This window comes from Huaxiibacter chinensis (assembly GCF_022171985.1).
Lineage (GTDB): Bacteria > Pseudomonadota > Gammaproteobacteria > Enterobacterales > Enterobacteriaceae > Enterobacter > Enterobacter chinensis_A.
The window spans coordinates 183,455-196,013 of the sequence record NZ_JAJVHF010000003.1; the positions used below are offsets into that span (position 1 = coordinate 183,455).

The 12,559-nt window shown below is 54.2% G+C and carries 19 protein-coding genes; 18 read left to right on the forward strand and 1 reads right to left on the reverse strand.

The annotated features are described in order from the left end of the window. Positions 1-100 precede the first annotated feature (100 nt). Positions 101-961, reverse strand: a complete 861-nt coding sequence (locus LZP96_RS09735; RefSeq protein ID WP_258925888.1) for a tyrosine-type recombinase/integrase — start codon at positions 959-961, stop codon at positions 101-103. Positions 962-1,148: 187 nt separating this feature from the next. Here LZP96_RS09735 and LZP96_RS09740 point away from each other — a divergent pair, with 187 nt between their 5' ends. The 18 genes from LZP96_RS09740 (at position 1,149) to LZP96_RS09820 (ending at position 12,507) form a co-directional block, all read left to right on the forward strand. After that, positions 1,149-1,352 (forward strand): hypothetical protein, encoded by a 204-nt coding sequence (locus LZP96_RS09740; protein WP_258925889.1) that lies wholly within the window; start codon positions 1,149-1,151, stop codon positions 1,350-1,352. Between the two features lie 3 nt (positions 1,353-1,355). After that, on the forward strand, positions 1,356-1,958 hold the full coding sequence (locus LZP96_RS09745; RefSeq protein ID WP_258925890.1) for a hypothetical protein: 603 nt from the start codon (positions 1,356-1,358) through the stop codon (positions 1,956-1,958). Next, positions 1,958-3,430, forward strand: coding sequence for a terminase large subunit (locus LZP96_RS09750; RefSeq protein WP_258925891.1), 1,473 nt, complete (start codon positions 1,958-1,960; stop codon positions 3,428-3,430). The genes LZP96_RS09745 and LZP96_RS09750 overlap by 1 nt, the downstream gene beginning before the upstream one ends. An 80-nt stretch (positions 3,431-3,510) precedes the next feature. Continuing rightward, positions 3,511-4,893 carry a DUF1073 domain-containing protein gene (locus LZP96_RS09755; RefSeq protein ID WP_258926030.1) on the forward strand — a complete coding sequence of 461 codons (1,383 nt, stop codon included), beginning with the start codon at positions 3,511-3,513 and terminating at the stop codon, positions 4,891-4,893. Continuing rightward, positions 4,847-5,836 (forward strand): phage minor head protein, encoded by a 990-nt coding sequence (locus LZP96_RS09760; RefSeq protein WP_258926031.1) that lies wholly within the window; start codon positions 4,847-4,849, stop codon positions 5,834-5,836. Before LZP96_RS09755 ends, LZP96_RS09760 begins: the two co-directional genes overlap by 47 nt. Continuing rightward, a complete protein-coding gene (locus LZP96_RS09765) occupies positions 5,833-5,988 on the forward strand; it encodes a DUF7336 domain-containing protein (RefSeq protein ID WP_155954362.1) in 156 nt (51 codons plus the stop codon). The genes LZP96_RS09760 and LZP96_RS09765 overlap by 4 nt, the downstream gene beginning before the upstream one ends. Positions 5,989-6,122: 134 nt before the next feature. Beyond that, complete coding sequence (locus LZP96_RS24285; protein ID WP_445297877.1) at positions 6,123-6,230, forward strand: DUF7279 family protein; 108 nt, start codon at positions 6,123-6,125, stop codon at positions 6,228-6,230. A 12-nt stretch (positions 6,231-6,242) separates the two neighbouring features. Further along, positions 6,243-7,640 (forward strand): DUF2213 domain-containing protein, encoded by a 1,398-nt coding sequence (locus LZP96_RS09770; protein ID WP_258925892.1) that lies wholly within the window; start codon positions 6,243-6,245, stop codon positions 7,638-7,640. Between the two features lie 3 nt (positions 7,641-7,643). Next, positions 7,644-8,084 (forward strand): hypothetical protein, encoded by a 441-nt coding sequence (locus tag LZP96_RS09775; protein ID WP_258925893.1) that lies wholly within the window; start codon positions 7,644-7,646, stop codon positions 8,082-8,084. Between the two features lie 11 nt (positions 8,085-8,095). Further along, on the forward strand, positions 8,096-9,172 hold the full coding sequence (locus tag LZP96_RS09780; RefSeq protein ID WP_258925894.1) for a major capsid protein: 1,077 nt from the start codon (positions 8,096-8,098) through the stop codon (positions 9,170-9,172). Positions 9,173-9,181: 9 nt separating this feature from the next. Continuing rightward, positions 9,182-9,583: a hypothetical protein gene (locus LZP96_RS09785; RefSeq protein ID WP_258925895.1), complete on the forward strand. Its 402-nt coding sequence runs from the start codon at positions 9,182-9,184 to the stop codon at positions 9,581-9,583. Positions 9,584-9,585: 2 nt separating this feature from the next. Further along, positions 9,586-9,966, forward strand: a complete 381-nt coding sequence (locus tag LZP96_RS09790; RefSeq protein WP_258925896.1) for a DUF7370 family protein — start codon at positions 9,586-9,588, stop codon at positions 9,964-9,966. Then, positions 9,966-10,139, forward strand: a complete 174-nt coding sequence (locus LZP96_RS09795; protein WP_006820518.1) for a hypothetical protein — start codon at positions 9,966-9,968, stop codon at positions 10,137-10,139. The genes LZP96_RS09790 and LZP96_RS09795 overlap by 1 nt, the downstream gene beginning before the upstream one ends. Beyond that, complete coding sequence (locus tag LZP96_RS09800) at positions 10,139-10,489, forward strand: hypothetical protein (RefSeq protein ID WP_258925897.1); 351 nt, start codon at positions 10,139-10,141, stop codon at positions 10,487-10,489. The genes LZP96_RS09795 and LZP96_RS09800 overlap by 1 nt, the downstream gene beginning before the upstream one ends. A 94-nt stretch (positions 10,490-10,583) precedes the next feature. Continuing rightward, positions 10,584-10,799 (forward strand): hypothetical protein, encoded by a 216-nt coding sequence (locus LZP96_RS09805; RefSeq protein ID WP_258925898.1) that lies wholly within the window; start codon positions 10,584-10,586, stop codon positions 10,797-10,799. Positions 10,800-10,856: 57 nt separating this feature from the next. Next, positions 10,857-11,321 carry an HK97 gp10 family phage protein gene (locus LZP96_RS09810; RefSeq protein ID WP_258925899.1) on the forward strand — a complete coding sequence of 155 codons (465 nt, stop codon included), beginning with the start codon at positions 10,857-10,859 and terminating at the stop codon, positions 11,319-11,321. Then, a complete protein-coding gene (locus tag LZP96_RS09815) occupies positions 11,318-11,701 on the forward strand; it encodes a phage tail termination protein (protein ID WP_258925900.1) in 384 nt (127 codons plus the stop codon). Before LZP96_RS09810 ends, LZP96_RS09815 begins: the two co-directional genes overlap by 4 nt. 62 nt (positions 11,702-11,763) lie before the next feature. Beyond that, a complete protein-coding gene (locus LZP96_RS09820; protein WP_258925901.1) occupies positions 11,764-12,507 on the forward strand; it encodes a phage tail tube protein in 744 nt (247 codons plus the stop codon). Positions 12,508-12,559 lie beyond the last annotated feature (52 nt).

Here is a 12,559-nt window from a genome sequence, read left to right on the forward strand (position 1 = left end):
ACTGCCATCACGGTGGGCTGTCCCATCGTAATAACAGTATCCCCTACAGCGCATAATCGAAAAGAAAATGACTGTAAGGGATAAAGACCTTAAAAAAGTTCTACAAATTCAACACTCTGTACCCTTTTCCACGTATAGCATTGTACGAATCAGTCATCTTTCGAGATTTGTGTCCGAGGAGAGTTTGAGTGTCGAGGCCTTGAGCGCGGTATAAACGCTCAGACAAAGATCGTTGCTCTCTAAAGGTGGGCGGCGTTCCGTTAATTGCTGTAACCCCGGCTTGCATCCTGCAAATCCTGAACCAACGGGATAGGGTCCATGTATTAACTTGCTTCCCTCGACTCTGAATAAGTGGCCCCTGATCTTCACAAATGGACAGTACATCCTCCAAAGAGGTGCTTATGGCCTCCAGTGTGAGACCCAGCGGCAGTGCAATACGCTCTCCCGTTTTGAACTGCTTGATATGCAGAAAACCAGCTATGACATCTGACCGCTTCATTTTGCATAAATCTGAAGGCCGCTGGCCGGTTACTAGCGCCAGAAGCAGTGCGACCTGAAAGTAGTCCGGAGCGACATACTTTGCGGCCCGGAAAATCCTCAGGAATTCTTCAAGCGTGAGCCTTTCAGTGCTTACGTAAGTGAAAGGCTTTCTCGATACGATCGCAGGATTATGCCCGAGAGGAATGCAGCCCGCTCTTTGCGCCTCCACGAACACATCAGAAATGTTGATACGCAACCGCCGGGCAGCAAAAGGCGCATCTTTGCCTTTTTCCATAATCGCTTCGGTTATATCGGATACCGTTATCTCTATCAGAGGAACCATGGGCCATTTATTTATGCAAAACCAAATCATCCTTTTATAGTCGTTGGCCGTCTTTTGCTTAATCTCACCCGAATCAAGCCTGCGTTTCAGGATTTTTTCGTAAGTAATAAGCCATTCAATCAATAGTAACTTTTTCATAATTTCTCCTTTTGAAAAGCTGCCTGCACGGCAGTTAAGGAGCGGTGAAATGATACCGGACCCAGGGCACCTTAGGAAGCAGTAACGACAGGAGCAATCTGCCCATGTGCTGCAAGAATTCAGTGCTCAATATCCCCTTGTCGGGATAAATCGAAATTACACCCGCAAGCGGATAAAGAGGCTCTCAATGTCCGATACCTACCAAATTACGATCACCACCACATCGAAAGAAACCTTCACCGGCCTGATGAAGCGCAGCCAGCCTGAAATCGTAAATGGATTCGTGGCTCTGGCGACAGACACAGGCGAGTGGCGTTACTTCCGCCCTGATAGTGTGGAGCAGTTCCACTTTGTTCCGGTGGCGGAAGAATCAGAAGACAAAACGGAGTAACGAATGAGCAAACCGGACTGGGAGGCCATCGAGACGGCGTACCGGGCCGGAGTGATGTCCCTCCGTGAAATAGCATCACAGCACGGTATCAGCGAAGGCGCTATCCGTAAGCGTGCCAAGCGTGACGACTGGTCGCGAGATCTCAATGCGAAGGTGAAAGAACGCGCTGACGATCTGGTACGCAAAGCAGAGGTACGCAAACAGGTACGCAGTGAAGTCACTTTTAACGAACGCGTACTCATAGAGGCGACGGCTGAGGTAATCGCCAACGTCCGCATGGAGCATCGCGGTGACATTAAGCGTGCCAGACAGATAACGAATGCGCTGTTTGATGAACTGGGCGCCGAGTGCGCAGACGTGGCCGCGCTGGAGACGCTCGGTGAGTTAATGTTCAACCCTGACGACAAAGGTCAGGACAAGCTCAATGAGATTTACCACAAGATCATCAGCATGCCGGAGCGCGTTAAGTCGGTGAAGGCGCTTAGCGACGCACTGAAGAATCTGATTGGACTTGAGCGCCAGGCCTACGATATCGACGGGCCGGAAGGCGACAATTCTGTTAAGCAACTCTCTGACCTGATGGATTCGCTGTCTCAGGGGGCGTAATGAAACCTGAGCACATCAAGCTGCTGTCCGATAAAGACTGGCGGCTGAACAATCTCTACTGGATCACCGACAAAGAGGGAAAGCCAACGCGGTTCAGGATGACGCCTGAGCAGCGGGAATACTTCGAGGGGATCCACACCCGCAACATCATCCTTAAAGCTCGTCAGCTCGGCTTCACGACCGAGGTGTGCATCATCCAGCTCGACGCGGCGCTGTTCGAGTCTGCGAAGTGCGCGCTGATTGCTCACACGCTGAATGACGCAAAGCGCCTGTTCCGCGAAAAGGTGAAGTACGCATATGACAAGCTACCGGCAGAGATAAAGGCGGCCAACCCGGCGAGCAATGACTCTTCCGGAGAGCTCGTATTCAAGAAGGGCGGCTCGCTCTACGTCAGCACGTCGTTTCGTGGCGGTACGCTGCGTTACCTGCACGTTTCCGAGTTCGGGAAGATATGCGCCAAGTATCCGGACAAAGCCCGTGAGATCGTCACTGGTGCGTTTGAGGCGGTATCTACGGGTTGCTTTGCGACAATCGAGAGCACAGCTGAGGGCCGGGCAGGTTACTTTTTCGATTACTGCCAGACTGCAGAGAAAGCGTTGCTTCAGGGCAAGGCCTTATCCGCACTGGACTGGAAGTTTTTCTTCTTCTCCTGGTGGAAGAATCCGCAGTACGCAATCGACCCGGTCGAGCATCTGCCGGTACGCCTGATTGATTACTTCGCTGAAATGGAGGCGAAGCACGGCGTCGTCGTTAACGAACGGCAGAAGGCCTGGTATTACGCCAAAGAGAAAACTCTCGGCGACGACATGAAGCGCGAATACCCGACCATTCCGGCCGAGGCATTCCAGCAGTCGGTCGAGGGCGCGTATTACGCCAAGCAGTTCCGCTGGCTTTACACCAACAAGCGGATCGGGCAAATCCCCGACAACTCGCACCTCCCGGTACACACTTTCTGGGATATTGGCGTGGGCGACTCAACGGCCATATGGTTCGTTCGTGAGGTTGGTACTGAGTTCCATGTCATCGACTACTACGAAAACTCAGGCGAAGGGCTGCGGCACTACATGAAGGTGCTGAAAGACCGCGGCTATGAGTACGGCGAGCACTGGGGCCCGCATGATATCGAGAACCGCGAGTTCGGCGCTGACGCTAAATCGCGCAAAGAGCTTGCGCAGGAAGGCTATGAAATCGACGGCCAGGTGTACTCGATGACATTCAACGTTGTGCCTAAAACTGGTGTCGATACCGGCATTGAGTCGGTGCGTGAAATACTCCCGTCCTGTGTATTCGATGAGGAGAAGTGTGCCGAGGGCATATCTCACCTCGAAGGCTACCGCAAGGAGTGGGACGACAAGCGCGGCTGCTGGAAAGATAAACCGCTTCATGACTTCACATCACACGGCGCTGACGGCTTCCGCTACTTTGCAGTAGCCAAGAACAACCACAAGCAGGTCGGCGCAGTATTCTTCTAAGGAGCTCATCAGTGAGTGAAATAAGCACCGGGGAGCAGTTCCTCGTTAATGCCCTTGCTGATGCTATCGGGCGGCAGCGCATGCTGTACGCAGGCCAGCCGGGGAATACCAAACGCACGAAGCTGTGGGATGAGTTTGGCTATCCAAACAATCTTGAGTTCGACCGCTATTATCGGGCTTATGAGCGCAACGCTGTGGCGTTTGCCGCCGTGCATAAGCTTCTCGATTCATGCTGGGCTGATAACCCGACGATCATCGACGGTGACGACGGCAAAGAGTCAACGGAGACAACGGACTGGGAAAAGTCAGTCACTAAGTTGCTGAAGAAGCACTGGCCGAAAATTAAGGATGCGGATCGCCGTAACCTTGTCGGTCGGTATTCAGCGCTGCTCATTCAGTTCCGCGACGGCAGGGAGTGGAGTGAGCCGGTAGACAGGTCAGTGGTGACGAGGCTGAAAGACAAGGCCATCGTTAAGCTGATCCCCGCGTGGGAATCGCAGGTCAAACCGGGCAACTTCGACACAGACACTCTTTCAGAAACCTACGGGCAGCCTGTTTCGTACAACTTCAACGAGCAGCCAGTTGGTGATGATGGCACGTATGGCCCGGTGCGCGGCGTAACTGTTCATCCCGAGAGAATCATCATCCTTAGTGAAGGATCTGAAGACGAAAGCATGCTCTCCGGCGTACCTTTCCTGCGCGCTGGCTACAACAAACTGCTCGACCTTGAAAAGGTATCGGGCGGCAGCGCAGAAGGGTTCCTGAAGAACGCCAGTCGCCAGCTCGGGATTGCGTTCGACAAGGAGACCAACATTGCCAACCTGACAAAGGCAGCAACAGACGCTGGCTACAAAGACCTTGGCGAAGCGCTAAACGACAAAGTCGGCAAGATGAACCGTGGCACCGATGCGGCCTTGGTCATGCAGGCCGGGACGCCGACAGTTCTCTCCGTGGCAGCTGCCGATCCATCTCCTACCTGGACAGTGGCCGCTAACGAGTTTGCATCTTCGATTCAGTGCCCGTTCACTATCTTGTTTGGTCAACAGACGGGGCGCCTTGCCTCCGATGAGGACAAAACAGACTGGGCGAAGCGCTGTAACGGACGCCGCTGGGGATTCCAGTCGATGGTGGTCGAGAGCGTTCTTGAGCGCTTCTGGACGGTTGGTGTAATTGACCCGCCATCATCCGGAGAGGTCACACTGGCATGGTCCGATCTGCTCGCACCGAGCGAGAAAGAGAAGATTGCCAATATGCAGGCGATGGCTGTCGTGGCGAAAGATACCCAGCAGGCATACGGCACACCGGCGGTGGATGAAAACGAAATCCGCGCGGTTGGTGAGATGGAGCCTCGCAAGGTCGTCAAGACCCCTAACCCCGATGTAAAGCAAACCGATAAGGATCCGCTGACAGATGATGATGACAGCGCAAACCAGAATCGGGACGCCAATCGTACCGCGCAATAAGGCTGACCCGACGCAATCATCGCGGCAGGTCAGCCGGATGTTCAACGATATCGAAGAACGGTATCTGAACATCAAGCGCAGACTTAAGGCTCTGTTTGATCTGCGCCTGACCGGGCAACAGCACGAGGTTAACGCCGAGCGGTCATGGATGATGTGCAACAACGAGGGTGCAGAGCCTTCGCTGTATCAGGTCAATGCCGGTAAGTTCATCTACAACATGACCGCCGCTGAACTGGCTGACCTGCTGCAGGTTGTGCAGTCGATACTGGATGATGAGCTTCTCGATGGTGACAGTCAGAACCTCTGGGCGATGGACTACGTCATTGCGGAGTATGACCGCGGCACGCTAAACGCCTTCACCAACCTGTCGGTGCAGTCGCAGGTGTACGCCAGCCAGACGACATTGCAGCAGCTTTTAAGCAGCCCCGGTCATCTTAATCAGGTGGCGGCGGCCAGGCTGACAACGTTCAGTGACTGGAAGGTTATCAGTGACACCGCCCGCGGCGATCTGACAAGTATCATCACCGATGCAGTAGCGCGCGGCGTGAATCCACGCGAAACGGCAAGCGTCATCAGTAAGCGCCTCGATGTGTCGATGTCGAAGGCCAAGAACATCGCTCAGACTGAGCAGGTCGGCGCGCTGCGGCAGGCGCAATGGAATGAAACGGACTGGGCCGCTGATCGGCTGGGGCTGAATACCGGCCTGCTGTGGCTGTCAGCGCTCAAGCCTACGACACGCCTCTGGCACGCCAGCCGTCATGGCAGGGTCTACACCACGGAAGAAGTGCGGGACTTCTACGCTGAGAACGGCAACCGCTACAACTGCTATTGCAGCCAGATCCCGGTTCTGCTCAACGACGACGGCAGTATCTTCAATGAAGGGTTGGCTGATAAACTTGCCAAAGAGAGAAAGGACTGGAAACCAGTTAAGGAGGCAGCATGAAGGTATGGGTTGTAATCTCTGGGGTTCCATATGAATCGTCTGAAGCTATCGAGGGCGTTTATTCTTCTGAAGAAAAGGCAAAGGAAAAGCTAGCCACCTTAGATAATGATTCGCTTAGCTATGCATATTATGAAGAGTGCGAAGTCGAATAAGCATAACAATCAAAATAGGTCGCTCCGGCGGCCTTTTTTATTGCCTGAAATCCATCAATGAGGACGCTATGTGGCAATTATCCTATGACCTTAACTTCCCAATCCGTGGCTGGGTTTACTCAAAGCCTTTAGAAATGCGCTGGGACAATGGAAGCGTTGAGAATGTCCGCTTATGCCATTTCTTCCCTGTCAGGCCAACCAAGAAGCAACTCCGCCAAGCGCGTAAAAACAAGCTCCACTAATGAGGACACAGCATGAAACGCAACCGCGTTAACGTGCTGACCGTCGTCAACTCCGCTTCAAACATCACCACTGAAACCATCGACGGCAAGCCACATATCGTGGTTCGCGGCATCACGCCTGTCGTGGACGATATCGTGATGAACCGGAAGTTGTACCCGGCAGCAGAAATCGAAAAGGCCTACAACACGCTTGAGCGTAACCCGATGCCGCTGGGCCACCCGAAAGTGGACGGAAAGCATGTGTCGGCACGCGATGTCCGGGCGGTGAATGAGTATCACGTAGGTGCCTGGCTACAGAATGTCAGCCATAACGACGGGAAGGTGACGGGCGACATGTACGTCAACCGCCAGTACGCCGAATCCAGCGAGAAGGGCAAGCGCCTGATTAACCGACTGGATGAGATGCTGGCTGGTACCAACGCCGACCCGATCCATATCTCTACCGGCCTGCTGTATTCCGGCATTGCCGCCAATGGCGAGTCGAAGGGCAAAAAGTACAACGAGATCGCCACCAACATGATGTTTGACCATGTGGCGGTGCTGCTTGATGAGCCGGGCGCCGGAACGCCGGAGGAGGGCGTGGGCATCTTCGTTAACTCAGAAGGTGATGAGCAGCAGATCGAAGTTGCCCGCCTTTCCGATGGTATCGACTGCACCCGCGACGGACTGCTCAACAAGACCAAATTCTTCTTCACCAACGCCTCAAACTTCTCATTCGACGACATCTCCCAGGCTATCAGCGACAAGCTGCGCGAGGGTGATACCGAAGATAAGTGGCTTTGGCCTGAAACGGTGTGGCCGGACAGCTTCATCTACCGCAATGACACCAAATACCTGAAGCAGAAGTACCTCATCGATGATGGCGGCAAGGCCGTGTTCGTCGGCGAACCTGTAGAAGTCGTGCGCAAACCCACTGAGTACGAGATTAAAACCAACGGAGAGAACGATCCGATGAAAGAACTGATTATCAATGCGCTGAAAGCCGCTGGTAAGCCGACTGATGGCAAGTCTGATGCCGAGCTGATAGACGCTTACAACCAGATGGCCGCCGAGAAGGCAAAGCCAAAAGAGGAAACGCCTGAAGAGAAGGCCGCCCGCGAGAAGAAAGAGGCGGATGACAAGAAGGCGAAAGACACCGCGACCAATGGTGAAGACATGCCGGCGTGGGCGCAGAAACTCTCCGATCGCGTGGACGTCGTTTTCAACAGCCTGAACGCCAACGCTGACAAAGAGAAAGGCGAAAAGCGCGCGGCCGTGAAACTGGCACTGAACATGAGCGATGACGAAGTCGCAGATCTGGACGGCAAGGCTCTCGACCGGCTGTATGCCAACAGCCAGAAATCTACCGGCCTGAATGGTGCATTCCGTCAGGTCAATTCCTCTCAATCAGTCAGCGAAATGCCGGAGTAAAAAATGGCTAAAGATGGAAAACACGTAATTCACGCGGGCGGTATCTTCGCGAACCCACAACTTCATCGTGAAGGTGCTGCAGCCGCTGATACTCTTCCCGGTACGATTGGTTTCTTCGATAACACCACGAAGAAATTCACCGCTTCCGTGGATGGTAATGAAGCCGCGATCCTCTACGTAGCCAACTATGACTACCTGCGTTGCAAAACTGTAGACGACGTCATCAAGGCTGGCGATTGGGTTGTTGCTTTCCACCCAACTCCGGGCGTTTTCTTCAACGTTCCAGCTGCAGCAGGAACTTACACAAAAGGGCAGCCACTCTCTGTAGCCAACGGTCGCGTTAAAGCTGTCGGCACTGATGAATCGGTCCGCTGCTACGTAGAAGAAGACCGCTCATACACCATTTCGACAGCAGGCCAGCTCCTGCGCGTTGTCATCAAATAAGGAGCACCTGAATGTTTGTATTCTCCACTAAGCAGGCGACCGAAAGCGGGAACCTCGAAGCCAACATGGCTCAGTTCAAAGAACTGAAGTTCGCTCGTAACTCAAGCGCTCAGGCTGTGGCTGATTTCATCGCACGCACCCGTGTGCGCGGCGAAGCTGCGAATGCCCCAGCTCTTGACGCAGTCAATGCTGTCGACGACATCCGCCGCCTGTACAAGGCCTATGACCAGACTGTACTCGAGCAGTTTGAGCCGAACACCGAGTTCACGCTGCTGAACGACCTAATGCCGTTGTCTCGCTCTGTTCGTCTGGAAGAGTCTGTGTACGAATACGCTCGCACTGGCGGCCGTGGCTGGGCGCATACCTCAATGTCCGGTCAGATTGGTGCTGCGCTGGATGCGAAGTCTTACACCTTCGATGGCACCATGGTGCCGATCCACGACAGCGGCTTTAAGTTCAACTGGCGTGATCCGGTATTCAATAAAGGCTCTGCGCTCTCGTCCCTAGCTGACGCTCAGGCCGGATCTGTTGATGATGTTCGTCGCCAGTATGTGGACTACATCTGGGAAGGTTTCCGCGATGCGGCCGGTAATTACATCAAATTTGATGACAAGACCTGGAAAGGGCTGCGTCACGATGAGCGTGTAGCGCAGGTCACACTGACGGTTAACTTCGCAACCAGCACCGACCCGAAAGCGATGCGTGCGGCGGCGATCGCCCTACGTGACGTCCTCAAGCTGCAGAACATGCAGTACGGGCAGCAGACGTGGTACGTCTCCAGCGAAATCATGTCCAACTGGGAGCAGTACTTCGATGTGAACTCTCTCCGCACCGTTCTGGAAGAGATCTCCAAGCTGTCAGGCATCTCGGCAATCAAAGAAGATGCAGAGCTTACCGGCAATGAAATCGTAATCGTGCCGCTGCAGGCTGGCGTGATTGCTCCCATCGTCGGCCAGGCGTTCGGCACCGTCGCTGATCCGCGTCAGTTCTACAACTCAGATTACGTTTGGCGTACCTGGGGTGCTGCTGGCCTGATGGTTAAGCAGGACATCAACGGTCACTACTCTGTTATTCACGCTTCGAGCTAAGGAAACAATATGGCACTCGTAAAGGTATTGGTAGCAAACCTCTTTGCCGGTGCCAGCCTTCAAAAGCTGGAGGCTGGACAGGTTTATGACGTCGACGACTCAATCGCTGAAAAGTGGATTGAGCAGGGCAAGGTTGAGAAATCTACGGAGAAGAAGGGTGAAAAGCTCGTCTTCGAAGTGGCGACACCGTCTGCGCCTGTTGCATCCGGTGCATCCGATCTGCAGGCAAAACTCAACGAAGCTTTGGTACAACTGGAACATGCCAGATCTGAAATTGAGGCTAAGGATAAAGAGCATGCCGGGGTGATTGAGCAGTTGAAACAGGAAAGTGCAGTTAAATTGGACGCAGAAACAAAACGCGCTGACGAAGCCGAAGCAGCACTGGCGGAAGCAACCAAGAAGGCGAAATAACCATGGCTGACCCAATCACAGCGGCAGACGTGCAGGCGTTCCTCGGTGAATTGGGTTACTCCATCCCGGGCGCGCTGCTGGATCCGATTCTTTGCGTGGTGAACAAGATTATCCCGTGTCTCGATGGCGCAGGGTATGACGAGTGCTCCGCAAAGCTGATTCTGATGTACGCCGCCGCTCTCATGGCTACGTCGTCCGGTGCGCGCCGCATCAAATCACAGGGTGCGCCGTCTGGCGCGTCCCGTTCATTTGAGTACGGCGACGATGGCGTCACCTGGCTGCGCGACTCGCTGGCCCGGCTCGATACCAGCGGCTGCACCGGTGAGTTGCCGATTAGCGCTGGTAACAGTGTCGGGTTCTTCGATGTGGTCGGGGGCTGCTGATGACCTACAAATCAGTTAAGCACGGCCTTCCGCGCTCGTTCACCCGCGTCTGGGTGATGACAGACACCGGGCGGGAGACTACCGGCTACGTGAAGTCGGACGGTGAGTGGTTCATCAACTGCCCGCGCATTCGTGCGACTGGCGCGAAGGTGCTGCGCTGGAAGGAGGGCTGATGTCATCGGTAGCGAACTGGAGCTATACCGCGACAGCGACCATCTGGCGCAAGCTGGAGGGCAATGACGAATACGGCGATCCGCTGGGCTATGCCGAGCCTGAGCAAATCCTCTGTGATTACGAGGGTGGGCTCAGCAAGAGGTTAGCCAGCTTGGGCACCGAAATCGTCGTGAAGAACACAGTCTGGACTGAGTTTGCACTGGCGGCAGCCGGTGATTACCTGCTGATTGGCATATCGACCGAAGCCGATCCGGTTGTCGCCGGTGCCGACGAGGTGCGGCAGGTTATCCGCTACGCCGATACGTTTGAGCGCCTGGCAGATGATTACGCCATTATGACAGGAGTATGACAATGCTTTCTGCAAATTACTTTCATAGAATTAGGGCTGTGGACAGTACTAGAAGTTTGCTGTTGATACCCAAAACAAACTAAGGACTATTCGAATGCAGCAGTGGTTTTACGCCTATGAAGTAATCAAAGAAGGTGAAGTAATACAACGTTTTTCAGGGGTTTACCCTGGGAAAGCATGTTTTAAAGATGCAGACATACTAGCCATTGATTTTAGCGACCCCGAAGAGGTCATGGGTGATTTGCAAACCAAAGAGTTAATCTCTCGGCATAATTGCAGCGTATATTTTACGGCATTCAATCGTCTATAAAATTTCGTGGCTCTAAAAGGTCGCTCCTGCGGCCTTTTTTATCGCCTGGAGAAAGCCATGGGCATCAAAGTGAAGGGCATCAGCCAGGCTAAGAAACACCTGAACGATGTCATCAACGAAGTTAAGGGCCGCAAGGTAATCCGCGCGCTGCAGTCGGCGATGATGCTTATCGGCACCCGGGCAGCCTATTACACCCCGATCGACACTTCCACGCTGATTAACAGCCAGTTCCGTGAAATTGATGCTGGCGGTGTCTTCATTACTGGGCGCATCGGCTACTCAGCCAACTATGCTGCGTACGTGCATGAGGCGTCAGGCAAGCTTAAAGGCCAGCCGCGCGCGCACTTCGGCGTGACCAGCAACCGCTCTGAGTTTGGCCCGCAGAAACCGAAAGAGTTCGGCGGCGGAACTGGAAAGGGCAACTACTGGGATCCGCATGGTGAGCCGCAATTCCTGACTAAAGGCGCGAATGACGAGCGCAAAAACCTTGACGCAGTGATGCTTAAGGAGCTTTCACTATGACACCCATGATGCATGAGAGGGTGCGCAACATGTTCGGCGACGCTGGGCTAACTACCGGTTTCACGGTGCAGCAGCTGATGTACGACGACCCGGGCGACCTGTCGAAGGCGATCATGGTGTTCAGGCCAAACGGCGGATCGAATATCCGTACTGACCTCGGTTCTGAGTACCACGTCCTCGTCGACATCGTAGGCGCGAAAGATAAGCGCAAAGACGCGCTCAGCGCCGTGCAGCGAATCGTCGATTACGTCCAGGCCAATCCCATGGCTGACGAGTGTGTCGGCTACATCCAGAACATGGGCTCAATCCCCGCGCCGGTGCTCACAGAAGAGGGGCGAATAGTCTTCCGACTCCAGTTCGCCTGCACATACGGCGAATAGCCATCCCAACCAAATAACCCGCTTCGGCGGGTTTTCTTTTATAAGTCAAAGAGGAGTTTCACATGGCTAATTGCCAGAACTCGAACGAGCGCCTGTTCGGCGGTGCGGTCGTGCTGGAAGTCGCCGATGGCTGCCCGGACGTCAAACCACTTGAATCTGAGTGGATGGCGCTGGCCGCTGGTACGTCGAAAGGCTTCGACTTTAACCCGAACTCGGTTACCTCTGATGCGGATGACGGCGGCGGTTATGTCGAGACCATCATCACCAACAGTGATTTCACCCTGAGCTTTGAAGGTGAAGTCCGCAAGAAGGACAAACTGGATCAGTACGGTGTCGGCAAGTTCATCAAGTATTTCGCTGACGAGCTGAAGGCCAAGCGCCAGCCTGGAATCTGGGTGCGCATGGATTACGGCCCGGTAGAATTCATCGGCTACATGAACATCACGACGCTGAGCTCTAATGGTGGTACCAACGACATCGTCACGTTCTCCACCGAGTTCAAAGTCGGAGATGCTAGCACCATCGAAGTCAACGAAGTGACGGCAGTGGCGGTGAACGGCGTAACGGTGACCCCGGCAACCAGCACTGGTGCAGTTGGCGGTACCAGCACCTTCACGGTGAATATCGCTCCAGCCGGCGCATCTAACAAGGACTTCACCGTTGCGTCAACCGACTCAACCAAAGCCACTGCCAGCGCTACCGGCACCACCGTCACGGTGAACCGCGTAGCCACCGGCAGCGCGCAGATCATCATCAATACCGAAGACGGCAACTTTGTGGCCGTGCATACGGTTACCGTTACCTAACGGACATTCCAAAGGGCGGCGTGCTGCCCTTGATAATGAACGTTTACTGGAA

What these genes read in the sequence shown, in the direction of transcription:
- LZP96_RS09735 (WP_258925888.1), bottom strand. Translation starts at nt 961, where the DNA reads ATGAAAAAGTTACTATTGATTGAATGGCTTATTACTTACGAAAAAATC.
- LZP96_RS09740 (WP_258925889.1), top strand. Translation starts at nt 1,149, where the DNA reads ATGTCCGATACCTACCAAATTACGATCACCACCACATCGAAAGAAACC.
- LZP96_RS09745 (WP_258925890.1), top strand. Translation starts at nt 1,356, where the DNA reads ATGAGCAAACCGGACTGGGAGGCCATCGAGACGGCGTACCGGGCCGGA.
- LZP96_RS09750 (WP_258925891.1), top strand. Translation starts at nt 1,958, where the DNA reads ATGAAACCTGAGCACATCAAGCTGCTGTCCGATAAAGACTGGCGGCTG.
- LZP96_RS09755 (WP_258926030.1), top strand. Translation starts at nt 3,511, where the DNA reads ATGCTGTACGCAGGCCAGCCGGGGAATACCAAACGCACGAAGCTGTGG.
- LZP96_RS09760 (WP_258926031.1), top strand. Translation starts at nt 4,847, where the DNA reads ATGACAGCGCAAACCAGAATCGGGACGCCAATCGTACCGCGCAATAAG.
- LZP96_RS09765 (WP_155954362.1), top strand. Translation starts at nt 5,833, where the DNA reads ATGAAGGTATGGGTTGTAATCTCTGGGGTTCCATATGAATCGTCTGAA.
- LZP96_RS24285 (WP_445297877.1), top strand. Translation starts at nt 6,123, where the DNA reads ATGCGCTGGGACAATGGAAGCGTTGAGAATGTCCGCTTATGCCATTTC.
- LZP96_RS09770 (WP_258925892.1), top strand. Translation starts at nt 6,243, where the DNA reads ATGAAACGCAACCGCGTTAACGTGCTGACCGTCGTCAACTCCGCTTCA.
- LZP96_RS09775 (WP_258925893.1), top strand. Translation starts at nt 7,644, where the DNA reads ATGGCTAAAGATGGAAAACACGTAATTCACGCGGGCGGTATCTTCGCG.
- LZP96_RS09780 (WP_258925894.1), top strand. Translation starts at nt 8,096, where the DNA reads ATGTTTGTATTCTCCACTAAGCAGGCGACCGAAAGCGGGAACCTCGAA.
- LZP96_RS09785 (WP_258925895.1), top strand. Translation starts at nt 9,182, where the DNA reads ATGGCACTCGTAAAGGTATTGGTAGCAAACCTCTTTGCCGGTGCCAGC.
- LZP96_RS09790 (WP_258925896.1), top strand. Translation starts at nt 9,586, where the DNA reads ATGGCTGACCCAATCACAGCGGCAGACGTGCAGGCGTTCCTCGGTGAA.
- LZP96_RS09795 (WP_006820518.1), top strand. Translation starts at nt 9,966, where the DNA reads ATGACCTACAAATCAGTTAAGCACGGCCTTCCGCGCTCGTTCACCCGC.
- LZP96_RS09800 (WP_258925897.1), top strand. Translation starts at nt 10,139, where the DNA reads ATGTCATCGGTAGCGAACTGGAGCTATACCGCGACAGCGACCATCTGG.
- LZP96_RS09805 (WP_258925898.1), top strand. Translation starts at nt 10,584, where the DNA reads ATGCAGCAGTGGTTTTACGCCTATGAAGTAATCAAAGAAGGTGAAGTA.
- LZP96_RS09810 (WP_258925899.1), top strand. Translation starts at nt 10,857, where the DNA reads ATGGGCATCAAAGTGAAGGGCATCAGCCAGGCTAAGAAACACCTGAAC.
- LZP96_RS09815 (WP_258925900.1), top strand. Translation starts at nt 11,318, where the DNA reads ATGACACCCATGATGCATGAGAGGGTGCGCAACATGTTCGGCGACGCT.
- LZP96_RS09820 (WP_258925901.1), top strand. Translation starts at nt 11,764, where the DNA reads ATGGCTAATTGCCAGAACTCGAACGAGCGCCTGTTCGGCGGTGCGGTC.